Raw genomic sequence first — 26942 nt, 5'->3', positions numbered from 1 at the left:
GGTCTGAAATTGATACCGAAGGAAGTGCGCACTAAAGTAGCGTAAACAAGACACCGGTTTGAGGCCGGTGTCAGGTGATAACTAGATCTGTACAGACTTGCCCATCTGATGCTCTCGGAGACTGCGCTACAGGATCAGATCACCGAGATGACAGATAGTTCCCCGATTTGAGCAACAAGGCCGTGATAACTAGATCTGTACATTTATAGGATATTCGGTACAGACCATTTATTTAATTGAATCGTAGTGCTTCAATACTTTTACTATTCTATCTAACATTTCTGTAAACCCACTAAAATCAATGTCTTTTTTATTTGCATGTATTACATGCGTTGCGAATGCCTCTTTGCTTAAATCATTATCAGGGTCTCGCTTAGAAAAAATATTAAAGCATTTCCCTTTGTATTGTCTAAGCCTATCTTTTTCAGTAAAAAAGTACTCTATGTCTGTATCATTGTCATTGCTCTTTGGCGTAAGAACAAGATATAAATTATAAAAAACGTGAACAAACTCTGACGATCTAATATTTGTCACTGTGGATGGGAATAACTCTTTCCCATCAATTTTGTTTACATAATTTATTAAGTCCTTCGGGCCTGTATCGTTATCCACAAAGATTATCACAGGCTTTTCTGGCCTAGGTGCTTTATAGACTTTAAAATTATGCTTATAATTTATAATAAAATCTTTCAGATAATCTGTACCGCCGTATAGTTCTAACAAGTACTTAGTCCGTTCTGTATACTCAACAAAACGTAGAAGCAATTTATATGGAGACTTATCTGTTTTTTCTGAAGATAACAGAGGATAATTTTTAGCCAGCATGCATATAGCTGCTTTTAAATATACATTATCCGTTTTCCCCTCAGTCAATATTGTGGGTAACGCATTAGCATAAAACAAACGGTAAAATAGAAATTTACTAAATGTATCTTCCCTTCCACTATGCAGATAACGCCTTAGCTTGGCTTGGCCATTTTTTATAGCTTCTTTTTTAGGTTGATACTTTGGGTTTAGAGGCGGCGCTTGACGCAGTCTATTATAATGATCGATTTGATCTATGAAATTTAGCTTTCCTTCAAGTCTATTAAGGTTACCTGGGACAGCTTTACCATTTTCGATCTCTGTAAACATCCCGGTCTTAAATAAATTATTACATTGAGCCCTAACTGTACGCCAATACTCTTGTTTAGTATTTGGTTTTTTATTTACAATCAGCCCAGTGACTTCTTGCCTTGAGTCTTTGTACTGGATTCTAGTTTTTTTCTCATTTATAAAAAATCCAGACCTAGTTATTTCATAGTGAAGTTTTTTACTTAACATAAGTTCTCCACTATCCTCATAAGCTATATCTTTTGGTAGTTTCTCTTCTCGACTAGAAAAAGTAATATCATCTGCATACCGAGTGTACACACAGGAATTTTTGGATGCCAACTTTGCTAAGTTTATATCTAATGAGTGGACTATAAGATTAGTAATTACTGGCGAACAGGGACTGCCCTGTGGAAGTTCATTATTATGACAAGCAATTTTTGCTATGACTGTTGCTATTTCAGGATTTAACTCAAAATTCTTGTTTTTTATAAAAAAACCTCTAACCCGCCCAAAATTAAAACTCCCAAAAAAATCTTCCAAATCTATATTTAATACGTTTTTTCTTCCTATATGCATCATCGCATTTGTGATGATTGAACGTTTTCTCTCGAAACCATGAGAAAGTGATGGTTGTTTAATTAATGCATTTGAACATTTTATTTTTAGAATTTTAGAGTTTCTTGCTACTTCCTTAACCAATTCAGACTTTGGAAATTTTTTATGATTTATTTCATCTAAGCAATCAAGTAGCAATTTGGATAGTAGTGACTGGATGGATTTTAAAATTCCGGTAGGAGCATTTATTATTCTTTCTCCACCATTTTTTTTAGGTATTTTAAACTGCGTATATTGATTTTCTGTCTTTAAAACATAAAGACAATATGTAAGCACTGTAGGCTTAACACCTAACAATTTAGCTAGTTCGGGCTTAGTTGTTGCTTTCTTTAATTCTTGCAGTCTTGACATATAATTCCACTCGTGAAGGTGGTTTATGGGCACTCCTACGCAAACTTGACAAGAACTACGGGGAGCTCTGACAATTTGATATCAAAATGGCAATCCTTTCGGACATTATTTTCACTAATCGCGAAGCGCGATCAAAAATCTGCCCATAAACCGCCCCCAACTTACCAATCAATTATTTACAGAGCAACCAACAAACGAAAACAATGTGACTAGATTATCATTTTTATGTATCTACCACACAATCCTTTACAATCTCCACATCAGTTTGTATGTCGATAATTCAATAAAAAAGGCGACCATCTGGTCGCCTTTTTATTTCTATCGCTTTCCAACCAGGAAAACTTACCGCGCCGGTCGCTTGGCACCATTCCCTTTGGCCGCAGGCTTGCTGCCTTGAGTGACGGGTTTGGCACTCGGCTTGGCGGAGCCTGCGCGGGTCGGGGTTTTACCCTTATGGGCGGGTTTTCCGGCAGGTTTGCCCTTACCCGCATTCTGGCCCGCACTCTTGCCTTCGCCCTGTGCGGCCGGTTTGCCGTTAGCCGCGCCTTTGTGCAGCTGGGAACCCACCGGCTTGCCGCCCGTCGGCTTGTTGCCTGCACCATTGCCACGCTGATGAGCAATGTTGCTATGGCGAGTCAGGGCCGGTTTCATCCCCTTGCCGCTGGCGGCGCGCTCGTTGCGCCCTTCCGCAGGCACCAGACAGCCGGGGCCGTTGCCGATCAGGTGGCCCTTGCCCATCTCCAGCAGGGCTTCGCGGATCATCGGCCAACCGGCCGGATCGTGGTAGCGCAGCAGCGCCTTGTGCAGGCGACGGCGACGCTCCCCTTTCACCACGAACACATCCCCGCCCTGGCGGCTCACCTTGTTGAGCGGGTTTTTCTCGGTGTAATACATGGTGGTGGCGTTGGCGAGCGGCGACGGGTAGAAGTTCTGCACCTGATCGAGCTTGAAGCGGTTTGCTTTAATCCAGAGCGCCATGTTCACCATGTCTTCATCCGTGGTGCCCGGGTGGGCGGAGATGAAATAGGGGATCAGGTACTGCTGCTTGCCCGCCTCTTTGGAATACTTGTCAAACAGCTCCTTGAAGCTGTAGTAGCTGCCCATGCCCGGCTTCATCATCTTGGAGAGCGGGCCCTCCTCGGTGTGTTCCGGCGCGATCTTGAGGTAGCCGCCGACGTGGTACTTGGCCAGCTCCTTGATGTAGCGCGGATCTTCCACCGCGATGTCGTAACGCACGCCGGAGGCGATCAGGATCTTCTTGATGCCCTTGAGGTCACGTGCCTTGCGATAGAGGTTGATGGTCGGGCTGTGGTCGGTGTCCATGTGCGGGCAGATGGTCGGCCAGACGCAGGAGGCGCGCCGACAGGTCTGCTCGGCCTTGGGGCTCTTGCAGCGGAGCTTGTACATGTTGGCGGTGGGGCCGCCCAGATCCGAGATGACGCCGGTAAAGCCCGGCACCTTGTCGCGGATCTCTTCGATTTCTTTCAGAATCGACTCTTCCGAGCGGCTCTGGATGATGCGCCCTTCGTGCTCGGTGATGGAGCAGAAGGAGCAGCCGCCGAAGCAGCCGCGCATGATATTGACCGAGGTCTTGATCATGTCGTAGGCCGGGATCTTCTCGTTGCCATAGGCCGGGTGCGGCACCCGCTGGTACGGCAGGCCGAACACCCCGTCCATCTCGTCGGTTTCGAGCGGGAAGGCGGGCGGGTTGACCCAGATGATGCGATCGCCGTGGGCCTGGGAGAGCGCGCGGGCGCAGCCGGGGTTGGTCTCGTGGTGCAGGATGCGGGACGCATGGGCGTAGAGCACCTTGTCCTCCTTCACCCGCTCGAACGCCGGCAGCTTGACGTAGGTCAGCTCCCATGGCTTTTGCTTAGGGGGCTGCACCAGGATGGGCTTGGCCTCCTGCTCCACCGGCGCGGTACCCTCGTCATCAGAGCAAGGCGCCCCTTCCATATAGGGGTTGGGGATGGGATCGATGCGGCCAATCTGGTCGAGCTTGCTCGAATCCACCCCGCGCCAGCCCGGCAGCGGCTCCTTGCGGATGACGGCGGTGCCGCGAATGTCCTGCATGGTGTCGATGGTCTCGCCGCCTGCGATGCGGTGAGCCACCTCCACCAGGGGGCGCTCGGCGTTGCCGTAGATGAGGATGTCGGCCTTGGCGTCGATGAGGATGGAGCGACGGATGGTCTCGGACCAGTAGTCGTAATGGGCGATGCGGCGCAGGGATGCCTCGATGCCGCCGATGACCACCGGCACCTCTTTATAGGCCTCTTTGCAGCGCTGGGTATAGACCAGGGTGGCGCGATCCGGCCGCTTGCCGCCCACATCCCCCGGGGTGTAGGCGTCGTCGTGGCGCAGCTTCTTGTCGGCGGTGTAGCGGTTGATCATGGAGTCCATGTTGCCCGCCGTCACCCCGTAGAAGAGGTTGGGTTTGCCGAGACGCATGAAGTCATCTTTCGATGACCAGTCCGGCTGGGCGATGATGCCGACCCGAAAACCTTGGGATTCGAGCATGCGGCCGATCACCGCCATGCCGAAGCTCGGGTGATCCACGTAGGCGTCGCCTGTCACCAGCACGATGTCGCAGCTGTCCCAGCCGAGCTTGTCCATCTCCGCGCGGGACATGGGCAAGAAGGGCGCCGTGCCGTAGCACTCGGCCCAGTAACGGGGATAGGAGAAGAGGTTGGTAACCGGCTGCATTTTGACCACCTGGAACAATTCGGGTCGCGCATTATACCGGCAGAGCAAGGCGGGGGCGACGGCTTTTTGCCCCTACAGAACGCGAGGGGAAGGGGCGCCTTCGAGCGGGCGCGACAGGTCGGCGTGACAGACTCTGATCTCATCAACAAGCAGGGCGCCCATTGGCGCCCTGTTTGCTGTCATCCGAGTCGGCACGCTAGGCCGCCGGTTTGTCACGCCCCTCGGAGGCCACCGCCCCCGGCACCGGGGAGGGACTGGCCGGGGTTGCCGTGGCCAGTACCTCGTCCACCAGTCGATCCCGCGCCCCCGTCATCCCCGCGCGTCTGGCGATCAGGTGATAGATGGCGGGCACCACCAGCAGGGTCACCAGGGTCGCCAAGGACAAGCCGAAGAAGACCACGGTCCCCACGGCCATCCGGCTCTCGTACCCCGCCCCCATGGAGAGCATTAGGGGCACGGCGCCGATGATGGCGGTGAGCGAGGTCATCAAGATGGGGCGCAGGCGGCGCACCGACCCCTTGATGATCGCCTCCTCGAACCCTTCACCCCGCTGGCGCAGCTGGTTGATGAACTCGACGATGAGGATGCCGTTCTTGGTCACCATGCCGATGAGCATGATCATGCCTATCTGGCTGTAGATGCTGAGCTCCTGCCCCGTGAGCCAGAGGCCGAGCAGGCCGCCGAAGATGCCGAGCGGCACCGTCATCATCACCACCGCCGGGGTCAGCAGGCTCTCGAACTGGGCCACCAGCACCAGATAGACCACCAGCAGGGCCAGGCCGAACACCAGCGCCATCTCCCCCTGATTGTCGCGATAGTCCTTGGACTCGCCGGCATAATCCACCGACATGCCAGTGGGCAGGTGATCTGCGGCCCAGCCATCCAGGAAGTCGAGCGCCTCCCCCAGGGTGTGGCCGGGGGCCACGTCCGCGGTGAGGGTGACCGCCTTCTGGCGCTGGTAGTGATTGAGGCGCTGAGGGCTCGCCACCTGGGTGACGGTCGCCAGGGTGGAGAGGCTCACCATCTCGCCGCTCGCGGCCTTCAAATAGATGCGGCTGATGTCGGAGATGCCGTTGAACTGGGTCTGGTTGGCGCGCAGGTAGACGTCATACTCTTCGCCCCTGTCCACATAGGTGGTCTGGCTGACGCCGCCGAGCAGGGCCTGCAGGGAGCTTGCGATGGTGGAGACCGGAATGCCGAGCTGGGTGGCTCGCTCCCGCTCTATGGTCACCTGCAGCTCCGGGGTCTTCTCGGCATAGTCGAGATCCGGGCTCTGCATCAGCCCGCTTTGGGCCGCCGCCTCCTTGAGCGCCAGCCCCTGCTGGTTGAGCTCGCCGTAATCGGAGCCTTGCAGCACGAACTGCACCGCCGCGGTGGATCCGCCTCTGAACCCCGGCTGGAAGGTGCGGATCATCACGTCGGGGATGCCGGCGAGGCGACCGCTCAGGGAGCGGCCAAACTCGGTGGCCGTTTCGTCCCGCACCGCCCAGTCGCTGAGCTGGATGATGGCCATGCCGGTCTGATCGCCGCCGCGCCCGAAGGCCGGGGTGCTGAAGCTCATGGCCTGCACCACCCCCTTGCCGAGCAGCGGCAGGATGGCGGCCTCCACCTGCTGCATGTTGCGCTTCATCCGCTCGATGCTGGTGCCCTCCGCCCCTTTCACGAACACATAGAGCACGCCCCTGTCCTCGGTCGGGGTAAGGCTTGCGGGCAGCTTGCCAAAGAGGGCGCTAATGCCGCCAAGGCAGAGCAGCAACACCAGGGGCATCCAGACGGCGCGGCGCAGCACGGCCCCCAGCACGCGGCGATAACGCTCCTCCACCCAGCCAAGTCCCTTGTCCAGGGTGGCGGTCAGGGCGTTGGGTTTGTCCACGGCACGCATCAGCCAGGAGCCCATGGCCGGGGTCAGGGTGAGCGCCACCAGGGAGGAGAAGAGCACGGCCAGGGAGAGCAGGATGGCGAACTCGGTGAAGAGGCGCCCCACCATGCCGTCCATGAAGGCGATGGGCACGAACACCATCACCAGCACGGCGGTGGTGGCGATGACGGCAAAGCCCACCTCCCGGGTGCCGTGCCAGGCCGCCATCAAGGGGGACTCGCCCCGTTGCAGGTGGTGGTGGATGTTCTCTACCACCACGATGGCGTCATCCACCACCAGGCCGATGGCGAGGATGAGGGCCAGCAAGGTGATGAGGTTGATGGAAAAGCCCAGATACCAGGCACCGATGAAGGCCGAGATGAGGGAGACGGGCACCGTGATGGCGGGGATGAGGGTGGTGCGCCCCTGCCCGAGGAAGAGATAGAGCACGGCCACCACCAGCAGGGCGCAGATGGCGAGTGTCTCGTATACCTCGTCGATGGCTTGCTTGATGAAGATGGTGGAGTCGTAGTCGACCTCAAGGGTGGCCCCCTCCGGCAGGAAGCGCTGCATCTCCACGAGCTTCTTCTCGATGCCCTGGGCCACCGCCAGGGGGTTGGCGGTGGACTGGGCGACGATGCCAATCCCCAGGCTCTCGCGGCCGTTGCGCTGATAGGCGCTGTCTTCGTTCTTGGCCCCCACCTCCACATCCGCAATGTCCGCCAGATAGATGCTCTGACCATTGGTGGCGGTTTTCACCGGCAGGGTGCGAAAATCTTCCGCACTGTGATAGAGCCGTGCGATCTGCACCGCCATGGTCATGGTGTTGTTGCGGATCTCGCCGCCCGGCAGCTCGATGTTCTCCCGCTTGAGGGCATCCTGCACGTCGGCCACCGTGATGCCGCGGGCCGCCATGTCGGCGGGGCGCAGCCGCACGTACATCACCTGGGTCAGGTCCCCGGAGAGGGAGACCTCGCTCACCCCGTCCACCAGGCTCAAGGGGTCCACCAGCATGCGATTGGCGTAATCCGTCATGGCGGTACGATCCATCTGGGTGCTGCTGAAGTTGAGCCAGATGGCCACATCCCCGTTGCCGTTGTCCTTGGTCACCATGGGCTCGTCCGCCCCGTCTGGCAGCTTGGGTCTGGCCCGGGAGATGGCGTCACGCACGTCGGAGGTGCCCTCCAGCATGTTCCAGCCGAGCTTGAACTCCACCGTGATGGAGGAGCGCCCCTTGCGGGTCACCGAGTTGATGTTCTTGATGCCGCTGATGCCGGAGAGCTGATCCTCGATGGGCTTGGTGACCTGGCTCTCCATCACCTCGGGGGCCGCCCCCTCATAGGTGGTGGTGATGGAGACGGACGGGGTCTGCACATCCGGCATCTCCCGCACGGTGAGTTTGCTGAAGGCCACCAGGCCGAACACGGTGAGCAGGGCGCTGATGACCACCGCCACCAGGGGACGGCGTACTGAGATATCGGAGAGCCACATCAGCCTTTCACCTCGCCCAGATCACGTACCTGGGCGCCGTCGCGCAGATTGACCAGCCCCTCCACCGCGATGCGATCGCCGACGTTCAACCCCTTGAGCACCCAGACGGCCTCGCCATGGGTGTCGCCAAGCTCCACCGGCACCCGCTTCACCCGTCCGTCCGCCTCCAGGCGATAGACGAAGCGCTGCTCGCCGGCGTACTCCACCGACTGGGCAGGGATCAGGGTCATCTTCTGGGGTGGCAGAGAGAGATCCACGTTCATCAGCATGCCGGGGCGCAGCTGGCCGCCGGTGTTGGGCAGGATGACGCGGGCCTTGATGTTCTGGGTGTCGCTGGAGATCCGGCTGTCGAGGGTCTCCAGCACGCCGGAAAAGGATTGATCCGGCCAGGCCGAGCTGGTTGCCGTCACCGCCATGCCGGGGCGCAGCAGGGAGAGGTAGCGCTCGGGCACCGCCAGATCGAGCCGCAGTTTTGCCAGCTCGTCCAGATGCAAGAGCACGTCGCCGCTGTTGACCAGGGCTCCTTCGCTGAGATCGATGAGGCTGACGGTGCCGTCGAAGGGGGCCGCCAGGGTGCGCAGGGAGAGCTCGTAACGGGCCGCATCGACCCGGGCCTGTGCCTGGGCAACAGTCGCCTCTTGCCCCTCCAGCTCCGAGGTGGTGACGGCGCCTCGCGCCACCAGCTTGCGCATGTCCCGCAGCTTGCGAGCCTCGTCGCGCACGCTGGCGCTCTGCTCGGCCAGCTCCGCCTGCTGCTTGCCCGCATCCAGGGCGATCAGGGTCTGCCCCTGTTTGACCTGCTGGCCGGAACTCACCGCGATGGTGGCAATGCGGCCGGTCACCTCGGGGCTGATGGCCACGGCGCGATTGGCCGCAAGCTTGCTCACCAGCTTGATGGAGGGCTCGGCCAGACTCTGCCTGACGGTTTCGGCCCTGATGTTGATCTCTCTTGGTGCAGGCTTGCTGGCGGGTTCAGCCTGCCGCAGATGCCAGGCGCCCGCCGCCAGCAATAGAAGAAGAGGGAAAAGCCACAGCCACACGCGCGTTTTCATCACAAGATCCATGCAGTCAAAGAGAGAGGAAGAAGAGATAGCTTCATCAAGGATGGCACCATGTTACCCCCTGACTATGCCGTGACTATGTATAAATGTGACAAAACGTAACAGTCCGGTGAGAAGATCATCAAAAACGCATCTTGTCGGCACGCACGTCAGGGTTCTGCCTTACACTGATGCCGACTCTCGCCATCTTCCGGTACGCCCATGTCCATTCCCTCCCCCGCCTTTGCCAGATACCGATTGCAGTGGCTGCTGCTGGGCCTCGGCCTGCTGCTGTTGCTGCTCGCCCTGCAACATGCGTTTCGCCAGGTTACCGAGATCAACAAGCGTGACACCATCAACGCCGCGACTCAGCTCAGCAGCCAGCACCAGCGGATGGAGACCTTCCTTGAGGCCATGCGCGGCCAGGCGGAGGAGCGCCTGCGCAGCAATCCCCAGTCCGTGCTCTCTCGCCAGCTCTATCAGGCGCTGCAATCCGACGGGGAGCACGGCATCAACCTGGATCGCATCCCTGTCGATCTGCCCCCCGCCCTCATCGGCAACCTGACCGGGCAGGGCCCGCTGCCCCATGACGGCAGCGAGCGGCAAGCCAGAATACATCTCGCCCTCAGCCTCTCCCCCCTGCTCGCCACGGCCAGCAAGCTGCTGGACAGGGACGTGGCCTGGATCTACTTCACCGGTACGGACAATTTCATCTACCTCTATCCCTGGGTGCCATCCAGCCAGTTTCGCTTCGATCCCGTGATTTACAGCAAGGCCTACTGGCAGGAGGCGATGGCCAGGCATCCCCACCTGGAGCACGCCATGCTCTCGCGCCCCTACCAGGATTTTGCCGGACGGGGGCAGATGATCACCCTCTCCCAGCCCATTACCCAGGGCGGCCAGATCATTGGCCTGCTCAGCATCGACATCCAGACCGTCACGCTGGCGCAGACCCTGCACCGCCTCGCCCCCCGGATTGGCACCCTGTTCCTGCTCAACGCCCATCAGCAGATCCTCGCCAGCAGCCAGTCCGGTACCGCGCCGCCCCCCGTCAGGACGGCGCAGTCAGCGGAATATGAGTGGCAACAGGGCGCCCTGCAGCTCGTCTACCCCATCCCGGAGACACCGCTCTCCCTCATCCATCGCATCCCGCTGCTGCCTCTGCTGCAGACGCTGTTGTGGCAATCGGCTACGGCGCTCATCACCATTCTCTGTCTGGTGGTGGCGACCGTCTCCAGCCTGCGTGCCCAGCGCCTCAACCGGCGCCTCAACTACCTGTCACGCCACGATGCCCTGACCGGCGCCTTCAACCGCCACTACTTCGATGCCTTCGAACACCGCCAGGCCCTGGCAGGCCGCCAACGCATCGGCGCCATCATGTTTGACTGCGATCACTTCAAACAGGTCAACGACCGTTTCGGCCACGGGGTGGGCGATCAGGTCCTCATCCGTCTGGTGCAGCTCTGCCAGTCCCTGCTGACACGGGAGTGCCACCTGATCCGCTGGGGCGGCGAGGAGTTCCTGCTGCTCGTCGCCGATGAAGCGATCCCTCTGGCCCCCTTGGCCGAGCGGCTTCGTCTGTGCATAGCAGAGCATCCCTGGAGCGCCATCGCGGCCGAGCTGAAAGTGACCGTCAGCCTGGGCCACTGTCGCCAGTCACCGGCCATCTCCTTGCAGGAGGTGATCCGCCGCGCCGATATCGCCCTCTATCAGGCCAAGGCCAACGGCCGCAATCGCAGCGAAGCGTGGCGGGATGACGGGCAGGAGAAGCCGGAGTAAGCTGGACTCCCACTTCATGTCAGGAGACGCAACTGTGTCACGAAAACCCCGTCTGGGATTGGCCCTGGGCAGCGGCGCGGCCCGAGGATGGGCCCACATCGGCATCATCCGTGCCCTGGAGCGACTCGGCGTCAAGCCGGATCTGGTGGCTGGCTGCTCCATCGGCAGCTTTGTCGGCGCCGCCTATGCCGCTGGTGAACTGGACAAGCTGGAGAGCTGGGTGCGCGGCTTCAGCCGCCTGCAGGTCATGGGGCTGCTCGATCCTGCCCTCTCCGGCGGCCTGTTTCGCGGTGACAAGGTATTTGGCATCGCCGCCGGCCATCTGGGGGATCCCGCCATCGAAAGCCTGCCGCTGCCCTTTGCCTGCGTCGCCACCGAACTCGATACCGGTCGCGAGATCTGGTTGCAGGAAGGGCCGCTTCGCCAGTGTGTGCGCGCCTCCTGCGGTATGCCCGGCCTGCTCACCCCGACCCGGGTGGAGGATCGCTGGCTGGTGGACGGGGCCGTGGTCAACCCGGTCCCCATCTCCCTGGCCCGCGCCATGGGAGCCGAGGTGGTGATCGCCGTCAACCTCAACACCGACATGCACCAGCCCTGGACCGACGAACCGGACGAGCCCGTGCAGGGGGGGCTGCTCAGCCAGTGGTTGAACCGGGGCGAGCGCGAACCCAGTACCCCCGGCATGTGGGGGGTGATGACGGGCTCCATCAACATCATGCAGGAGCGCATCACCCGTGCCCGGATGGCCGGGGATCCCCCCGAGATCCAGCTCTGCCCGCGCCTTGGCAACCTCTCCATCATGGATTTCCACCGCGCGAGCGACGCCATCAACGAGGGGGAAGCCTGTGTCGAGCGCAACCTGGAGCAGCTCAAGGAGGAGCTGTCACGACTCTGCCTGATATGAAGGCATATCGGGGTAAAAGACAAAAAGAGCGCCAATAGGCGCTTTTTTTTCGGGTTACGCGGCTCAGAACAGCCCCAGCCCCTTGAGCATCACCACCAGGATCAGCAGCGGCGACACATAGCGGATGATGAAAAACAGGGGGCTGAGGATGGGCAGCGCCAGCTTGCCTCCATTGGTCAGCGCCGTCGTCATCCGCTCGAATCCCCATACCCAGCCCACAAAGAGGCAGAGGAAGATGCCGCCAAGGGGCATCAGCACGTTGGAAGAGACGAAGTCGAACAGATCGAAGAAGGTTTTCCCGCCAACCTGCACATCCGCCAGCGTGCTGCTCGAGAGCGCACAGGTCGAGCCGACCGCCCCCAGCACCAGCAGGTTGATCAGGGTCGCCCTTGTGCGGCTCATGTGAAAGCGCTCGGAGAGCACCGAGACCGGCACCTCCAGAATGGAGAGCATGGCCCCGGTGGCTGCGATGGCGGATAGCACGAAGAAGAGCACCATGAAGAGGTGTCCAAACGGGATGCTGGCAAACACCGCGGGTATGGTGATGAACAGCAGGGAGGGGCCTGCGCTCGGCTCGAAGCCAAAGGCAAACACCGCCGGGAAGATGGCGATCCCCGCCAGCATGGAGACGAAGAGATCCGCGCACATCACCCGTACCGTGGTGAGAGGGATGTGCTGATCATCGCGAAAATAGCTGCCATAGGTCATCATGCAGCCCATCCCGATGGAGAGCTTGAAGAACGCCAGCCCCATGGCCGTCAGCACGACGCCTGCGGTCACCTTGGAGAAATCCGGCGAGAACAGGAAATGCAGTCCTTCGCTCGCTCCGGGCAGAGTCAGGCTGCGCACGCCTATCACCAGCAGCAGGATGAAGAGCAGTGGCATCAACCGCTTGGTGACCGCTTCGATCCCCCTGGAGACCCCCATCAGCAAGATCCCCCCCATCAGGGCCAGCACCAGCCACTGCCAGAGCAGACTCTGCAAGGGATCCGTTATGAGTGAATTGAAGGCAGCACCCGTGACGGCGGGATCGGTGGAGAGGATCTCGCCGCTGGCCGCCTTGAAGATGTAGGCAAACACCCAGGCCGCCACCTCGGAGTAGAACGACATGATGAGGAAGGCCGCGCTCACCCCCATGGCGGCGATCAGCCACCAGGGTTGCCCCTTCGGAGCCAGCTTGATGAGCCCGCTGACCGCATCCGTCCTGGCCTCGCGCCCCAGCATGATCTCGGAGATCATCACTGGCAACCCCACCAGCAGGGTGGCGATGACATAGACCAGCAGAAAACCGGCGCCACCGTTCTCACCGGTCAGATAAGGAAACTTCCAGATATTGCCGAGCCCGACGGCAGACCCCAGGGTCGCGGCCAGCACGCCAAAGGTGCTGGTAAACCCATCTCTGGCTTTGGTAATGGATTGGCTCATCGTTGTCTCGCTGTGTGGATCACCGCCTGAATTAAAAGGGTCGGAGTGTTCCGTGGATTAATCCAGCCCGACAAGATGATTTAGTGAAAATCGCCGTTGACCGCACACAACCCATTATTTAATTAAATAATCATCCATTATGACAAATAAAAAATGCCGCCTCGAGGGCGGCATTTTTATCAAGGTTGAACTGAATCAAGCCTTGGCAATATCGTCCGGACCGATCTGGCCGATTTCGGCGACTTTCTTGTCAGCCAGCAGCCAGAGGGTGAACTTGTGCAGATCGGGGTGGTGGGCCAGGGCAACCAGGAAGGCGCCTCCGACTTCACGGTAACCCAGTTCATAGTTCTTCAGGGTGGTTGGGGGGACGCCCAGCAGATCGGCAAACTTGGGACGGCTCAGGCCTACCGCTTCGCGGATCTGACGGATCTTCTTGCCAACAGTTACGATATTTGAATTCATGTGTTCCATACTCCGTTCGGCGGATTGACTCCACCTTTATTTTTCGCGACGACTCGTAGTCAAGTGTATCAGTTTTGAACGGACTCGTTATGGTCGAGCCTCTATCTATAATCAGCGTCTTTCGACGACAACCCTTCACAAACCTCGAGGATGGTAATCGCTGCGTCGCCTCAGGTAAACAGTCTCGAAAAGAAACCTTTCTTGTTGCCCGGCCATCCCTCGTATAATTCGCTGGTTATTTCCAAGAGAGTCATCAACATGGCATTTCCCGGCATCATTTCCCGTCTTCATTCCGACCCGGACTCCCTCCCCCGTCAGCTCGCCCAGGGTCTGCAGACCCGGGCCGAAGCGTTCTGGCTGCCCATGGCCATGCAGGGGGACGCCGCCACCGTGCTGGCGGCCCTCCCGGACAGCTGCAGCCTCTATCTTGAAGGCCAGACGACGCTTCCCCTGCGCAGCCACGACGGCGTCGTGGCAGAAAACGGCACCCTGGCACTGGGCAATGGTCACACGATGACGCTGGCCAGGGAGAAAGGCGATGGCGGCATCGTGCCGGAAGAAAGCCTCGCCGAGATGGCCCAATGGCTGGAAGCGGGTCATCGGCACTTCATCTGCTCCACCGCCGTCCAGCCCGTGGCGCGGGCCATCCTCAACATCTGGCCTCTCGATCCCTACCTCGCCCGTCACTTCTTGCTCAGTTTCACACCCTTGCTGTGCGAAGCAACCGAGGCGGACTATCTTGCTGTCCTCTCGGTCAGGGCGGGTGACGCCACCCTGCGGCACGCTTGGGCTGAGGCTTATATGAAGCTTGAGAAGAAACTGCATCGCGCCTACTTGGATCACTAATAAATCCCAAGAAACAGCCAGTTATCCCTACGACACAATTTGCCCCATCCCTTATCTGTGAGCTTGATCATGTTTTGAAATGGGCATAAAGTGCGCCACGTCATCGGAATGACGTCGGCTGTTCGTGGCGGAGTATGCATTGTCGACAGTGCAACCCGCGCACTTGTGCACCCAGATACGTGCCTCCTGGATGGATCTAGGATCCCTGTTCGCACCAACGTCGTTGGTCGACAGAGCCAGCAGCTTACATAAATTACAAAGTGCGAAGCACGTGAACAACGTGCCATCTCAACGAGGATTATTTTATGATGAAAATGGCTCCTTCCCTGATCGCCATCGCTATGGCCACCATGGGTGCAACTGCAGCTCACGCCGCTGACGACATCTACTTCGGCGCCGGTGTTGGTGCAACTCACTTCAACGGTCTGAACAAGATCGAAGGCGTGAACGTTGGCGAAGAAGATGCGGCTGCTGCCAATGCCTTCGTTGGTTACAACTTCAACGAATACTTCGGTTCCGAGCTGGGCTACCAGTACACCGGCCGTGGCAACACCGACGGCAACCGTTACGAGAGCCAGGGTGCCACCCTGTCCGGTATCGCTCGTCTGCCGCTAGGCAACGATTTCTCCCTGTTCGGTGAAGCTGGTGCATACTGGGGTCACACCGACGGTCTGGGCACCAGCGATACCAAAGTATCCCCGCTGGCCGGTGCCGGTGTGACCTACAAGGTCAACGACGCGCTGGATCTGCAAGCTCGCTACCGCTACATGTGGGACGTGGCTGACCTGCACGCCGACAACGTACGCTACAAGTCCAACCAGAGCGTTGCGACCCTGGAAGCCGTTTACCACCCGTTCCGTACTTCCTACGTAGCGCCTGCTCCGGCCCCGGTTGTTGAAGAAGCACCGGCCCCGGCTCCGCAAATCGTTGAGAAGAACTTCGCCCTGAACTCCGACGTGCTGTTCGCCTTTGGCAAAGACAGCCTGAAGGCCGAAGGTGTGCAAGCCCTGAACGCTCTGTACCAGCAAATCGTTGAGTTCCAGCCGAAAGACGGCAACGCCGTTGTTGTTGGTTACACCGACCGTATCGGTTCCGACGCTTACAACCAGAAGCTGTCTGAAGCTCGTGCCCGCACCGTTGCCAACTTCCTGGTCAGCAAGGGCATGGCTGCCAGCAAGGTTGCCATCGAAGGTCGCGGCGAAGCCAACCCGGTCACCGGCACCAAGTGTGACGGCGTCAAGGCCAAGGCTCAGCTGATCTCCTGTCTGGCTCCGGACCGTCGCGTAGAAGTTCGCGTATCCGGCGTACAAGAAGTTCAAAAGTAATCTGACTTCGCTCAGGTAACGTAAAAAAGGGGATGCCACGGCATCCCCTTTTGCTGTCTCTCTCCTCCCCCCAGCGACACTCTCTGTCTCACCTTTTCTCCCCTTTGCCCCCCGTATTGCGGCCCCGCGACACCGGTGTCGGCGCTGCATATCTGTGCAGAAACTTGATCACGCTGATTCAAAAGAATACAGTAGCAACGCTTGTAAGACATTGGATGAACTATTAAAAGTGCTCAGTGCCCGGTTAGTTGTCCATGGAGAAACAGCTTCATGAGAATCCAGGTTTCCATCCATTTTTTATTCAAGCCATCCGTGATCCGCTCACGGTGTCGCACATGAAGTGTCATCTGCGACCGGTATAACAAAGAGTGCGCAGTACGCCCATAGCACGGCAACTCAACGAGGATAAAACGATGAAAATGAAAATGGCACCAACCCTGATTGCTCTGGCCATTGCAGCCATGGGAACCACCACCGCTCAGGCGGCCGACGACTGGTACACGGGTATGGGTGCAGGTTGGGCCTATGGCCACGACCTGGATACCTTCGGCCAGGATGCTGACAAGGACGCCACCGCGCTCTCCCTGTTCGGCGGTTACAACTTCACCGAGAACTTTGCCGCCGAGCTCGGCTATCTCTATGCCGGCAAGGCCGGCGTCGATGGCGTCGACTTCAAGACCCAGGGTGCCACCCTGTCCGGTATCGCACGCCTGCCCATGAATGACATCTTCTCCGTCTTCGCCGAAGGGGGTGCCTACTTCAACCACGTCAACGGCAACGGCCAGAGCGACAACGGGACCTCGCCGCTGGCGGGTCTGGGTCTGACTGCCAAGCTCTCCGACCTTATCGACCTGCAGGCCCGCTACCGCTACATGTGGGATCTGGGTGACGATCAGAAAACCTGGAAAACCGACATGAGCGTCGCCACCCTGGAACTGGTGATGCACCCGAACCGCACCACCTATGTGGCACCGGCCCCGGCACCGGCTCCCGAGCCGGTTCCCGAGCCTGTCATGGTCGACAAGAACTTCTCCCTGAGTTCGGACGTGCTGTTTGCCTTCGGCAAATCCACCCTGAAGCCGGAAGGGGCTGCTGCGCTCAACACCCTGTATCAGCAGATCGTCGACGTCCAGCCGAAAGATGGCAGCGCCGTGGTGGTTGGTTACACCGACCGCATCGGCTCCGATGCCTACAACCTGAAGCTGTCTGAAGCCCGTGCCCGCACCGTGGCCGACTTCCTGGTTGGCAAGGGTCTGCCGGCTGGCAAGGTATCCATCGAAGGTCGTGGTGAAGCCAACCCGGTCACCGGTACCCAGTGTGACGGCATCAAGGCCAAGGCTCAGCTGATCGCCTGCCTGGCACCGGATCGCCGCGTCGAAGTGCGCGTCACCGGCGTACAGGAAGTGCAGCAATAAGGGGACAACCACCTGTTGCAAAAAGGGGCCATTCCGGCCCCTTTTTTAATGCCCGCACGGCATCACCAGCGCGGGCAGCCCACCTGCCTGCCCCACCGATTTTCCATACAGATGCGTCACTTAAATGGTTAATGCGCTCACATCGCCTATACATAATGTTGGCTATACATAGCAAAGGGCTGGGAGCCCTATAACACCCAACATCGACGAGGATACGCGATGAACATAAGACTGAAACCTGTGTGGATTGCATTGGCATTGGCGACGAGTGCCGCTCAGGCGGCACCTGTTCACGACTGGTATGTGGGGGCTGGGGGTGGCTGGGCCTTTGCCCATGACATCGATGATTTCAGCCAGGGTGTCGGCAAGGACGCGACCGCCATCAACGCCTTTGTCGGCTACAACTACAACGAGAATCTGGGGACCGAACTCGGTTACCTCTCCACCGGTGACTGGGATATCGCCGGCCAGGACTTCAACAGCAAAGGGGCCACCCTGTCGGTCATTGGCCGTTTGCCGCTCGGGGACATCTTCTCTGTCTTTGCCGAAGGGGGCGGTTATCTCTATCACGTCGACTCCGTCAACGGGGGAGATGACAACCTGGCTCCCCTGGCGGGTCTGGGCCTGACCGCCAGACTGAGCGACTGGGTAGACATCCAGACCCGCTACCGCTACATGGTACGAGTCGGGGACGATCCTGACAACGACAAGGTGGGCAGCGGCACCAAACGCTGGGTCAGCAACATCAGTACCGCCACCATCGAGCTGGTGCTTCACCCCAATCGCACCGTCGCCGCAGTGCCGGTGGCCGCGCCTCTGGTCGTGGCACCGCCGCCCCCGGCTCCCGAGCCGGTGGATCAGACCTTCAACCTGAGTTCGGATGTGCTGTTTGCCTTTGGCAAGGCGGAGCTCAAACCGGAGGGGATGCAGGCACTCGACGCCCTCTACCAGCAGATCGTCGACGTCAAACCCAAGGATGGCAACGCCATGGTGATGGGCTACACCGACCGCATCGGCTCGGATGCCAACAACCAGGCACTGTCGGAGGCCCGTGCAAGCACGGTCGCCAACTTCCTGATTGGCAAGGGGCTGCCCGCAGACAAGGTGAGCATCCAGGGCAATGGCGAGAGCAACCCGGTCACCGGCACCCAGTGTGATGCCATCAAGGCCAGGGCTGCCCTCATCGACTGCCTGGCCCCGGATCGCCGGGTCGAAATCCGGGTCACCGGTGTCAGCAATCCCGCCGAGCCCGCCCCCGCCGAGCAACCGGCACAATAACCTCCTCTTCCTTCACAGCCGTGCACAAAAAAGGGATGCCGAGGCATCCCTTCTGCGTGTCTGTCCCCTTGGGATCAGAAGGAAGTACGACGATAGCGGCGGTACTCGGGGCGCCAGAAGTTCGCCTCGATGGCCTGATCGATCACATCATCGGGGGTCTGCACCGCCTTGCCCTGCAACATGGCGGTCTTGGCCACCATCTTGGCGATGTAGCGGGAGACCTGATGGATGTCCGCCAGATCCGGCAGCAAGGAGCCCTCTTCCCCCTTCACCAGGGGTGAACAATCCGCCAGGGCACGGCTGGCCGACATCAGCATGGCATCGGTCACCCGGTTGGCACCGGAGGCGATGACGCCAAGGCCAATTCCCGGGAAGATGAAGGAGTTGTTGCACTGGGCGATGACATAGCGCTTGCCCTTGTACTCCACCGGTGCGAACGGGCTGCCGGTGGCCACCAGCACCTGGCCGTCGGTCCAGCGGATGAGATCCGCCGGGGTGGCCTCCACCCGGGAAGTGGGGTTGGAGAGCGGGAAGATGATGGGACGGGCACAGTGCTTGTGCATGGTCTTGACCACCTCCTCGGTGAAGAGGCCGGGCTGGCCGGAGACCCCGATCAGGATGTCCGGGCGACCGTGCTCCATCACCTCCAGCAGGGAGATGTTGTCCCCCACCGGCCACTCCTTGATCCGCTCCAGCGGCTGGGAGAGCTTGCGCTGGAAGTCGAGCTGGTTCGGGATCTTGTCGGTGATGAGGCCGAAGCGATCGACCATGAAGACCCGGCCCCGCGCCTCGGCATCCGTAAGCCCTTCGGCCTTCATCTGCGCCACTATCTGCTCGGCGATGCCGCAGCCCGCGCTGCCGGCGCCGAGGAAGGCGACCCGCTTCTCGGAGAGCTTGGCGCCGGAGGCCTTGCAGGCGGCGATGAGGCTTCCGAGGGTCACGGCAGCGGTGCCCTGGATGTCATCGTTGAAGCAGCACAACTCGTCCTTGTAGCGGTTGAGCAGCGGAGTGGCATTACCCTGGGCGAAGTCCTCGAACTGCAGCAGGATATCGGGCCAGCGACGCTTGACCGCCTGGATGAAGGCGTCGACGAACTCGTCGTACTCTTCGCCGGAGATGCGCGGATGGCGCCACCCCATGTAGAAGGGGTCGTTCAGCAGCTGCTGGTTGTTGGTGCCCACATCCAGCACCACCGGCAGGCAGTAGGCCGGGGAGATGCCGCCACAGGCGGTGTAGAGGGAGAGCTTGCCGATGGGAATGCCCATGCCGCCGATGCCCTGATCCCCGAGGCCCAGGATGCGTTCGCCGTCAGTGACCACGATCACCTTGACGTTCTGCTTGGTGGCGTTTTGCAGCATGTCATCGATCCTGTCCTTGTCCGGATAGGAGATGAAGAGGCCGCGGGCACGACGATAGATGTTGGAGAACTCCTCGCACGCCTTGCCGACCGTCGGGGTGTAGATGACCGGCAGCATTTCGGTGAGGTGATTGTTCAGCAGGCGGTAGAAGAGCGTTTCGTTGGTATCCTGGATGTTGCGCAAATAGATGTGCTTGTCCATGTCGTTGCCAAACGCCATGAACTGGCGATAGGCACGCTCTGCCTGCTCTTCGATGGTTTCGATGTTCTGGGGCAGCAGACCCTCCAGATTGAAGCTGCTGCGTTCTTCGCTGGTGAAGGCGCTGCCCTTGTTGAGCAACGGCGTCTCCAGCAGGGCTGGACCTGCGTAGGGAATGTAGAGGGGACGTTTCTGATTATTATCTTCAAACATGGATCTGTACCTTGACTGTGTGGCCCGTCGATCCTATGGGCTTGAGCCAACAATTTCAAAGGGTTTGCACCTCCCTTGCGAAAGGTTTGCGACCCAGTCGACGAAAGGCCCCCGGAGTCTGACCCGTCAGGCGGCGAAAACGGTTGGCAAAGTTGGCGCCGTCGCTGTATCCGACCCGGGCCGCCAGCTCGGCCAGCGGCCAGTTGGTGTAGAGCAGCAACTGGCGCGCCTTGTTCATGCGAAGTCCGGTGAGCCAGGCCATGGGGCCCATGCCGAACACCTGCTGGCAGAGCCGGTGCAGATGGGGCACCGAGCAGGCCATCTGGTCGGCCAGCAGGGCCACGCTCCAGGACTCGTCCAGACGTGCTTCCACCCGCCGAAACAGCGCCTGTAGCCGCAGCTCCGGCGTGCCGCGCACCTCCCCCTGCAGGGTTCGCTCCAAGAGCGCCAGCAGCAGGCTCAGCAGCTGGGGCTGGAGTGGCGAACGTATTCCCTCCCCCTGCATCAGGCTGAGCAGATGGTAGAGCTGCTCCCCCTCCTCCCCCTGCCAGATGCGATGGCCAAGCCGGTGCAGATGCTGCCAGCGCGGCACGTCGTCCAGCAGGATCCAGCTGGTATGCCAGGCTTCCCCCACCAGCCTGAGGCCCCCCGGCACGGCGGCCGGGAGAAAGACCAGGGCTCCCGCCGGGATGGGCTGCTCCCCGCCATCGGTGAGCAGGGCGCCCCCCTCGTCATGGCTCACCATCAGGATGTGAAACTCCGGTCGGTTGCGGCGGATAAGGTAGTGCTCCCGTATCGTCGAGAGGCCGGTCAGGAAGACGCCCGCCTCCCCAAGCAGGGGCAGCCCTTCGCGTCCCAGCATCCGCTCTTCGCAGGCCGGGGCGATTTCCAGACACTCGCTGATAAATGGCATAGCACCTCAACAGGATAGTTTTGCACAAGAAAGCCGAGAGAGGCTCACAGTGAAGCCTCCCGATATCACCCCTATCATACCCACGACAAACCCTGATTTTTACCAACCCGGTTAACATAAATGAATTATTGGCAAGCGATTTTAAAACAAACCACCGATCGCGAGTTCATGACGCGACTGTGGCGACTGGCCCTGCCGGTTTCGCTGCAATCCATGATGTTCTCCCTGCTCGGCCTCATCGACATCATGATGGTGAGCCAGCTCGGCACCACGGCTGTGGCGGCGGTCGGCTTGGGCAACCGGGTCTTCTTCTTCAATCTGCTGGTGATAGCGGGGCTCTCGGGCGGGGTCTCGGTGTTGGCAGCACAATATTTCGGCCGTGGCGAGATGGCCGGGGTGCGCCGCTCCCTGGCCCTGGCCCTGGTGGGCGCCCTGGCGGTGAGCCTGCCCTTTGCCCTCGTCTATGTGCTCTCACCGGGCAGCGTGCTCGGCTTTGCCAGCCAGGAGCCTGCGCTGCGCGAGCTGGCCGACGAGTTCCTGATGATCACCGGCGCCACCATCCTCTGCACCGCCGTGGTGGTGCCCCTGGAGTCGGCCCTGCGCTCGGTGGGCAATGCCGCGACGCCGACCCGTATCGGCATCATCGCCATCATCGCCAACGTCATCCTCAACTATGCCCTCATCTTCGGCCATTTCGGCGCCGAGGCCATGGGAGTAGCCGGTTCCGCCTGGGGCACCACCCTTTCGCGCCTGCTGCAGACCGCGCTGCTGCTTGCCTATGTGTGGCGTACCGAGCCCCGTCTCATCCCGCGCAAGCAAGACTGGCTCGCCGCCTTCAGGCGCAAGGAGGTGGTGCGCTTCACCCTGATCGCCCTGCCGCTGTTGCTGCACGACGGGCTCTGGGCCTTCGGCATGCTGCTCTACGGCTTCCTCTACGCGCACCTCGGCACCGACGCCCTGGCCATCATGACCACCCTCGGCACGCTGGAGAGCATCCTCATCTCCCTCTTCTTCGGGCTGGCGGTGGCCTGCTCCACCCTGCTCGGTCACCGGCTCGGGGCAGAGGAGTATGACGAAGCCTGGCAGCACTCCCAGCTCTTCCTGCTGCTGGCCCCCGTCGGCGCCCTGCTGGTGGGGACCGCCGTCTGGCTGATGCAGGGCAGCCTGCTGCAATGGGTCGGCAACCTGCCGGGCGAGCTGATGACTGAGGCCGGCCAGGTGCTCGCCATCCTGTGCCTCGGCATGCTGCTCAAGGTGTTCAACATGGTGGGGATCGTCGGGGTGCTGCGCTCGGGGGGGGACGTCAACTACAGCATCTTCATCGACATCGTCGGCATGTGGTGCATCGGCCTGCCGCTGGCCTGGGTGGCGGTCAGCCTGCTGGGCTGGCCCCTCTCCTGGGTGGTGGCGGTGGTCCTGCTGGAGGAGCTCTCCAAGGTGCTGCTGGTGCAGCGCCGCATTCGCCAGCGGCGCTGGCTGCGCAATCTGGTGCTGGGATAAGGGAAGAGCGCAAAGCGGGAAAATGCGGGGTCATATCAATGACAGAAAATCCCGCTTTGCAGTATGCTGGCCCCCTCTTCAATCAGAGGCGGGGTGCGCCGGCCATGCCGACCCTTGTGCCCCTGCCCAGTAGTCGTTTAAGGAGACGAGCATGGAACCACAAAAAGAGCGGATCACCGAGACTGCCCTGCTGGAGATGGCCAACAAGATCATTCGTGAACACGAGGACTTCATCCACGGCATGCGCGCCGACTCGGTGGAGCAGAAGGGGGACATTCTGGTGTTCAAGGGGGAGTTCTTCCTGGCTGAAGACGGCACCCCGACCGGCAAGACCATGGCGGTGTTCAACATGTTCAAGCTGCTGGCCCAGCAGCTCTCCGGCAAATACACCCTGGCCTGACGCCAGCCCCGTCATCACCGGATGCCGCCCTCAGGCGGCATCCGTTTTTGTGCGCCCTGCATCGCCCGCGGGTTTCCCTGCCTCGGCCACCACGCAGTTGCGACCCGCCATCTTGGCCATGTAGAGGCACTCGTCCGCCCGGTTGAGCAGATCCTCCACCCCCTCGCCACGCTGGGCCAGGGTCAGACCGATGCTCACCGTCACCTCCAGCAGCTCGTCGGAAGTGGGGCTTTTCACCAACCTCGCTTCCACCGCGACCCGCAGCCGCTCCGCCACCCGCTTGGCCTGTGCCAGATCCGTGCAACCGGGCAACAGGATGGCAAACTCCTCCCCGCCGTAACGCCCGAGCACCATGCCAGGCTCCAGCTGCTCCGACAGGGTGGCCGCCACCTCCTTGAGCACCGCATCCCCCGCCAGATGGCCGAAGGTGTCGTTGATGCGCTTGAAGCGGTCCAGATCCAGCAGCAGCACCGCGAAGGGGGCCTGTTTGCGGATCATGGCGGCCCTCGCCTTCTCGAGCTGCTTCATCAGCAGGCGGCGGTTCATCATGCCGGTCAGCTCGTCCGTGGTGGATTCCCGATAGAGTTGCAGCAGCATGTTGAGCTGGCCGCACTGCACCCAGGCGCTGGCGATGGCAAAGAGCCCCAGCAGCCAGACCTGGTTGAGGGTCTGCACGCTCCAGAGGGGCTGGCCCACCAGCAGCCAGTTGCCCGCCAGCATGGTGGCCAGAATGCCCCCCGCCAGTTGCAGGCTGAGGGAGAGGGGAATGGGGAAGATGGCGAACAGGCTGATGAGCAGATAGGGGAAGGCCATGTAGCCCGCCTGCATCTCCTGATCCGCGCCGAAGCTGTGCAGGCAGATGAGGGAGAAGAGCATCATCACCGCCATCAGGTAGCCCAGCGCCAGCTTCATGCGCTCGCGCTTGAAGTGGATGAGATAGGAGAGGGGGATGAGGGGCGAGAGGGCCAGCAGGCAGAAGATCCTGACTTGGAACAGCGCCTCGAACTGGATGGCTGGCAGGGTCAGCCAGTCCACCAGAGCCCAGCTCGGGAGCCCCGCCATCAGCAGACAGGTGAGCAGCCGCAGCCGCACCGTCATGAAGCCCATCCGGGTCAGGGTAAAATCTTCGGAGTGGGCGCGGGCACTCCAGAACTCCGACAGCTTCAGCATCCAGAGTCTCCATCTTCGAACCGAGGGCTCATTCTACACCGTCCCCATCCTGATGCATCAGCCTCCCTCCCCTTTGTGAGGGATCGGTCTCACACAAACCGGCGGATCTTAATCGCCACAGGAAAACGTTTCAACCCATCAGGAAATAAACGAGTTTGCGCTCAATTAGCGCTGGAAAGCGCGATGCCAATCACTAAAATAGCGCCCAATTTTCTCCCCTCCCCCCACACATTCGAGGTATTTATGGAACAGGCTGCCGCCCCAAGCGCCATCCGAGAGGCCCATCCCCCCAGGCGAGCCCACAGCGAACTGGTCTACGGCATCGAGGATGTCCCCCCCCTGCCCCAGACCCTGTTCGCCGCCCTGCAGCATATGCTCGCCATGTTTGTCGCCATCATCACCCCGCCCCTCATCATCGCCAATGCCCTCGGCCTCCCCGCCGACGACACCCGCTACATCGTCTCCATGTCCCTGGTCATGTCCGGCATCGCCTCCTTCATCCAGACCCGCCGTTTCGGCCCCCTCGGTTCCGGCCTGCTCTCGGTACAGGGCACCAGCTTCAACTTCCTCGGCCCCATCATCGCCTCCGGCCTCGCCCTCAAGCAGGCGGCCATGCCCACCGACGATCTGCTGGGCACCCTGTTCGGCACCATGCTGGCAGCGGCCCTCACCATCGTCGTCATGAGCCGCTTCCTGCACCTGGTCAAACGGATCATCACCCCGCTGGTGACCGGCATCGTGGTATTGCTCATCGGCCTGACCCTCATCAAGGTAGGGCTCATCAGCATGGGGGGCGGCTATGGCGCGCTGGCGGACGGCAGCTTCGCCAGCCACACCAACCTCTTTCTCTCCCTGCTGGTGCTCGGCCTCATCGTGCTGATGCAGCGCAGTCGCAACCCCTGGCTGCGCCTCTCCGCCATCATGATCGCCATGCTGGCGGGCTATGCGGTGGCGCTGCTGCTGGGCAAGGTGGCAGCCCCCACCTTCGACGGCCCCCTGGTGATGGTGCCTGTTCCGCTCCACTACGGGCTCGGCTTTGACTGGCAGCTGTTCGTGCCGCTCGCCATCATCTTCGTGGTGACGGCGCTGGAAGCCATCGGCGACATGACCGCCACCTCCGACATCTCCGGCGAGCCGCTGGAAGGGCCGGTCTACATGGCGCGGATCAAGGGGGGCGTGCTGGCCGACGGCGCCAACTCCATGCTGGCGGCGGTCTTCTCCACCTTCCCCATGTCCACCTTCGCCCAGAACAACGGCGTCATCCAGCTGACCGGGGTGGCCAGCCGCCATGTCGGCCTCTTCATCGCCGCCATGCTGGCCCTGCTCGGCCTGTTCCCGGCGGTGGCGAGCCTGGTGCAACAAATACCTGAACCCGTGCTCGGCGGCGCCACCATCGTCATGTTCGGCACCATCGCCGCCGCCGGGGTGCGCATCATCTCCCGGGAGGAGCTGGACCGCCGCGCCCTGATGATCCTGGCGGTGTCGCTCGCCATGGGCCTCGGAGTGGCCCAGGTGCCCGAGGTGCTGCAACACCTGCCGGAGCTGGCCAGGAGCGTGCTCTCCTACGGCGTCGCCACCGGCGGCCTCACCGCCATCCTGCTCAATCTGCTGCTGCCCAGGCGCGCCGCCGCACAGGCCTGACACTCCGCCATCCTTGCACCAAAGCCCCGCCATGCGGGGCTTTACCTTGTTTGCCCCCGCGCGTACTGTGCTTGGCAGCCTCTGCCAAAGGATGCCTCTCATGCCTTATACCCTGCTGCCCCCGCCGCCCGCCCACCAGACACCCGACCAGATCCTGGCCGAGGAGCAGCGCTGGCTGCGGGAGTGCGCCGGTGACGGCGAGCCCAGAGCCCTCCTCTGGCAGGGCCCCCAATGCCTCATCGTCACCCGCAAGGACACCCGTTTGCCCCGCTACCAGGCCGCCTGCGAGCAGCTTGCCGCCGAGGGCTGGCCGGTGTTCGTGCGCGACAGCGGCGGCACCGCCGTGCCCCACGGCGCCGGCATCCTCAACCTCTCCCTCATGCTGCCCCGCACCACCACGGATCTGGCCCATTACTACCGGCTGCTGGGGGCGCCCCTGCTCGCCCTGCTGGAGGAACACGGTCTTGCGGGCAGCTACGACTTCGTGCCCGGCTCGTTTTGCGACGGCCAGTACAACCTGGTGATCGGGGGGCGCAAGGTGACCGGCACCGCCCAGCGCTGGCTGGCGCCGGGCCGGGATCACGACGGCGCCGTGCTGGCCCAGGCCATGCTGCTGGTGGCGGGGGATGTGGACGAGGGCACCCGGATGGCGAGCCGCTTCTACGAACTGGCCGGGGGCGAGCTGCGCTTTGCTCCGGGCACCTCCACCACCCTGGTCCACGCCATTGGCTGGCAGGGGGATGAGGCGGCCCTGGTGAGCCGGGTGAGCGAAGCGCTGGCGCAGCGGCTCACCGGAGATATTCCCTCCCCCTGACCCCCTGGGGGCAACAAGCGCCGCCATTCATTGCGTAAAATGCAAAAAAGCCACGATGAGCGTCGTGGCTTTTGCGTATTTCGCACAGATATTGTCAGAGGATCCGGGATCAAGCCCCGGGTTTTGCCATCCCAGCCCGGATCCCGGT

The 26942-nt window shown here is 60.6% G+C and carries 19 protein-coding genes; 10 read left to right on the top strand and 9 right to left on the bottom strand.

Features of this window, described 5'->3' with window-relative positions; all coding sequences use genetic code 11:
* Nucleotides 1-228 precede the first annotated feature (228 nt).
* The 4 genes from AB5Y54_RS03220 to AB5Y54_RS03205 form a co-directional block, all read right to left on the bottom strand.
* Nucleotides 229-2061, bottom strand: a complete 1833-nt coding sequence (locus tag AB5Y54_RS03220; RefSeq protein ID WP_368153226.1) for a retron Ec67 family RNA-directed DNA polymerase/endonuclease — start codon at nt 2059-2061, stop codon at nt 229-231.
* Between the two features lie 342 nt (nt 2062-2403).
* Complete coding sequence (locus AB5Y54_RS03215) at nt 2404-4764, bottom strand: YgiQ family radical SAM protein (RefSeq protein WP_368153225.1); 2361 nt, start codon at nt 4762-4764, stop codon at nt 2404-2406.
* A 196-nt stretch (nt 4765-4960) separates the two neighbouring features.
* A complete protein-coding gene (locus AB5Y54_RS03210; protein ID WP_368153223.1) occupies nt 4961-8113 on the bottom strand; it encodes an efflux RND transporter permease subunit in 3153 nt (1050 codons plus the stop codon).
* Nucleotides 8113-9165, bottom strand: coding sequence for an efflux RND transporter periplasmic adaptor subunit (locus AB5Y54_RS03205; RefSeq protein WP_323582235.1), 1053 nt, complete (start codon nt 9163-9165; stop codon nt 8113-8115). The genes AB5Y54_RS03210 and AB5Y54_RS03205 overlap by 1 nt, the downstream gene beginning before the upstream one ends.
* Before the next feature lie 210 nt (nt 9166-9375).
* Here AB5Y54_RS03205 and AB5Y54_RS03200 point away from each other — a divergent pair, with 210 nt between their 5' ends.
* Entirely contained in the window at nt 9376-10932 is a 1557-nt protein-coding gene (locus AB5Y54_RS03200) for a sensor domain-containing diguanylate cyclase (RefSeq protein WP_041201458.1), read from the top strand.
* Between the two features lie 34 nt (nt 10933-10966).
* Nucleotides 10967-11836 (top strand): patatin-like phospholipase RssA, encoded by an 870-nt coding sequence (gene rssA / locus AB5Y54_RS03195; protein ID WP_029313973.1) that lies wholly within the window; start codon nt 10967-10969, stop codon nt 11834-11836.
* 63 nt (nt 11837-11899) lie between these two features.
* On the opposite strand, the gene AB5Y54_RS03190 is transcribed toward rssA, so the two are convergent.
* Together AB5Y54_RS03190 and AB5Y54_RS03185 are read right to left on the bottom strand one after the other, a co-directional pair.
* Nucleotides 11900-13261: a sodium-dependent transporter gene (locus AB5Y54_RS03190; protein WP_102948779.1), complete on the bottom strand. Its 1362-nt coding sequence runs from the start codon at nt 13259-13261 to the stop codon at nt 11900-11902.
* A 195-nt stretch (nt 13262-13456) separates the two neighbouring features.
* Nucleotides 13457-13723 carry a DNA-binding transcriptional regulator gene (locus tag AB5Y54_RS03185; RefSeq protein WP_010673503.1) on the bottom strand — a complete coding sequence of 89 codons (267 nt, stop codon included), beginning with the start codon at nt 13721-13723 and terminating at the stop codon, nt 13457-13459.
* A 258-nt stretch (nt 13724-13981) separates the two neighbouring features.
* Between AB5Y54_RS03185 and AB5Y54_RS03180 the strand changes: the two genes are divergently transcribed.
* From AB5Y54_RS03180 to AB5Y54_RS03165, 4 genes are all read left to right on the top strand, one after another.
* Complete coding sequence (locus AB5Y54_RS03180) at nt 13982-14569, top strand: hypothetical protein (RefSeq protein WP_049636314.1); 588 nt, start codon at nt 13982-13984, stop codon at nt 14567-14569.
* A 305-nt stretch (nt 14570-14874) separates the two neighbouring features.
* Nucleotides 14875-15894, top strand: coding sequence for a porin OmpA (gene ompA, locus AB5Y54_RS03175; protein WP_010673501.1), 1020 nt, complete (start codon nt 14875-14877; stop codon nt 15892-15894).
* A gap of 413 nt (nt 15895-16307) precedes the next feature.
* Entirely contained in the window at nt 16308-17309 is a 1002-nt protein-coding gene (gene ompA / locus AB5Y54_RS03170) for a porin OmpA (RefSeq protein WP_039039303.1), read from the top strand.
* A 219-nt stretch (nt 17310-17528) separates the two neighbouring features.
* Nucleotides 17529-18587: an OmpA family protein gene (locus AB5Y54_RS03165; RefSeq protein WP_143237884.1), complete on the top strand. Its 1059-nt coding sequence runs from the start codon at nt 17529-17531 to the stop codon at nt 18585-18587.
* 74 nt (nt 18588-18661) lie between these two features.
* On the opposite strand, the gene AB5Y54_RS03160 is transcribed toward AB5Y54_RS03165, so the two are convergent.
* Nucleotides 18662-20356: an NAD-dependent malic enzyme gene (locus AB5Y54_RS03160; protein ID WP_143237885.1), complete on the bottom strand. Its 1695-nt coding sequence runs from the start codon at nt 20354-20356 to the stop codon at nt 18662-18664.
* A gap of 55 nt (nt 20357-20411) precedes the next feature.
* Nucleotides 20412-21269 carry an AraC family transcriptional regulator gene (locus AB5Y54_RS03155; RefSeq protein WP_185975468.1) on the bottom strand — a complete coding sequence of 286 codons (858 nt, stop codon included), beginning with the start codon at nt 21267-21269 and terminating at the stop codon, nt 20412-20414.
* A gap of 120 nt (nt 21270-21389) precedes the next feature.
* On the opposite strand from AB5Y54_RS03155, the gene AB5Y54_RS03150 reads away from it, so the two are divergent.
* Complete coding sequence (locus tag AB5Y54_RS03150) at nt 21390-22769, top strand: MATE family efflux transporter (protein WP_368153219.1); 1380 nt, start codon at nt 21390-21392, stop codon at nt 22767-22769.
* A 151-nt stretch (nt 22770-22920) separates the two neighbouring features.
* On the top strand, nt 22921-23169 hold the full coding sequence (locus AB5Y54_RS03145; RefSeq protein ID WP_143237887.1) for a YciN family protein: 249 nt from the start codon (nt 22921-22923) through the stop codon (nt 23167-23169).
* Nucleotides 23170-23199: 30 nt separating this feature from the next.
* Here AB5Y54_RS03145 and AB5Y54_RS03140 read toward each other — a convergent pair whose 3' ends face one another.
* A complete protein-coding gene (locus AB5Y54_RS03140) occupies nt 23200-24339 on the bottom strand; it encodes a diguanylate cyclase (protein WP_010673494.1) in 1140 nt (379 codons plus the stop codon).
* Nucleotides 24340-24582: 243 nt separating this feature from the next.
* Between AB5Y54_RS03140 and AB5Y54_RS03135 the strand changes: the two genes are divergently transcribed.
* Both AB5Y54_RS03135 and AB5Y54_RS03130 read left to right on the top strand, forming a co-directional pair.
* Nucleotides 24583-25980, top strand: coding sequence for a nucleobase:cation symporter-2 family protein (locus tag AB5Y54_RS03135; RefSeq protein ID WP_102948784.1), 1398 nt, complete (start codon nt 24583-24585; stop codon nt 25978-25980).
* 100 nt (nt 25981-26080) lie between these two features.
* Nucleotides 26081-26794, top strand: coding sequence for a protein ligase (locus tag AB5Y54_RS03130; protein ID WP_368153218.1), 714 nt, complete (start codon nt 26081-26083; stop codon nt 26792-26794).
* Nucleotides 26795-26942 lie beyond the last annotated feature (148 nt).

It is taken from the genome of Aeromonas sp. s9 (assembly GCF_040907765.1).
Classification (GTDB): Bacteria; Pseudomonadota; Gammaproteobacteria; order Enterobacterales; family Aeromonadaceae; genus Aeromonas; species Aeromonas caviae.
Note: the sequence above shows the minus strand (reverse complement) of the source record. Positions and strands in the feature narration are given on the sequence as shown.

What these genes read in the sequence shown, in the direction of transcription:
- AB5Y54_RS03135 (WP_102948784.1), top strand. Translation starts at nt 24,583, where the DNA reads ATGGAACAGGCTGCCGCCCCAAGCGCCATCCGAGAGGCCCATCCCCCC.
- AB5Y54_RS03185 (WP_010673503.1), bottom strand. Translation starts at nt 13,723, where the DNA reads ATGAATTCAAATATCGTAACTGTTGGCAAGAAGATCCGTCAGATCCGC.
- AB5Y54_RS03220 (WP_368153226.1), bottom strand. Translation starts at nt 2,061, where the DNA reads ATGTCAAGACTGCAAGAATTAAAGAAAGCAACAACTAAGCCCGAACTA.
- AB5Y54_RS03145 (WP_143237887.1), top strand. Translation starts at nt 22,921, where the DNA reads ATGGAACCACAAAAAGAGCGGATCACCGAGACTGCCCTGCTGGAGATG.
- AB5Y54_RS03160 (WP_143237885.1), bottom strand. Translation starts at nt 20,356, where the DNA reads ATGTTTGAAGATAATAATCAGAAACGTCCCCTCTACATTCCCTACGCA.
- AB5Y54_RS03155 (WP_185975468.1), bottom strand. Translation starts at nt 21,269, where the DNA reads ATGCCATTTATCAGCGAGTGTCTGGAAATCGCCCCGGCCTGCGAAGAG.
- AB5Y54_RS03180 (WP_049636314.1), top strand. Translation starts at nt 13,982, where the DNA reads ATGGCATTTCCCGGCATCATTTCCCGTCTTCATTCCGACCCGGACTCC.
- AB5Y54_RS03150 (WP_368153219.1), top strand. Translation starts at nt 21,390, where the DNA reads ATGAATTATTGGCAAGCGATTTTAAAACAAACCACCGATCGCGAGTTC.
- AB5Y54_RS03200 (WP_041201458.1), top strand. Translation starts at nt 9,376, where the DNA reads ATGTCCATTCCCTCCCCCGCCTTTGCCAGATACCGATTGCAGTGGCTG.
- AB5Y54_RS03140 (WP_010673494.1), bottom strand. Translation starts at nt 24,339, where the DNA reads ATGCTGAAGCTGTCGGAGTTCTGGAGTGCCCGCGCCCACTCCGAAGAT.
- AB5Y54_RS03205 (WP_323582235.1), bottom strand. Translation starts at nt 9,165, where the DNA reads ATGAAAACGCGCGTGTGGCTGTGGCTTTTCCCTCTTCTTCTATTGCTG.
- ompA (WP_039039303.1), top strand. Translation starts at nt 16,308, where the DNA reads ATGAAAATGAAAATGGCACCAACCCTGATTGCTCTGGCCATTGCAGCC.
- AB5Y54_RS03190 (WP_102948779.1), bottom strand. Translation starts at nt 13,261, where the DNA reads ATGAGCCAATCCATTACCAAAGCCAGAGATGGGTTTACCAGCACCTTT.
- ompA (WP_010673501.1), top strand. Translation starts at nt 14,875, where the DNA reads ATGATGAAAATGGCTCCTTCCCTGATCGCCATCGCTATGGCCACCATG.
- AB5Y54_RS03215 (WP_368153225.1), bottom strand. Translation starts at nt 4,764, where the DNA reads ATGCAGCCGGTTACCAACCTCTTCTCCTATCCCCGTTACTGGGCCGAG.
- AB5Y54_RS03130 (WP_368153218.1), top strand. Translation starts at nt 26,081, where the DNA reads ATGCCTTATACCCTGCTGCCCCCGCCGCCCGCCCACCAGACACCCGAC.
- AB5Y54_RS03165 (WP_143237884.1), top strand. Translation starts at nt 17,529, where the DNA reads ATGAACATAAGACTGAAACCTGTGTGGATTGCATTGGCATTGGCGACG.
- AB5Y54_RS03210 (WP_368153223.1), bottom strand. Translation starts at nt 8,113, where the DNA reads ATGTGGCTCTCCGATATCTCAGTACGCCGTCCCCTGGTGGCGGTGGTC.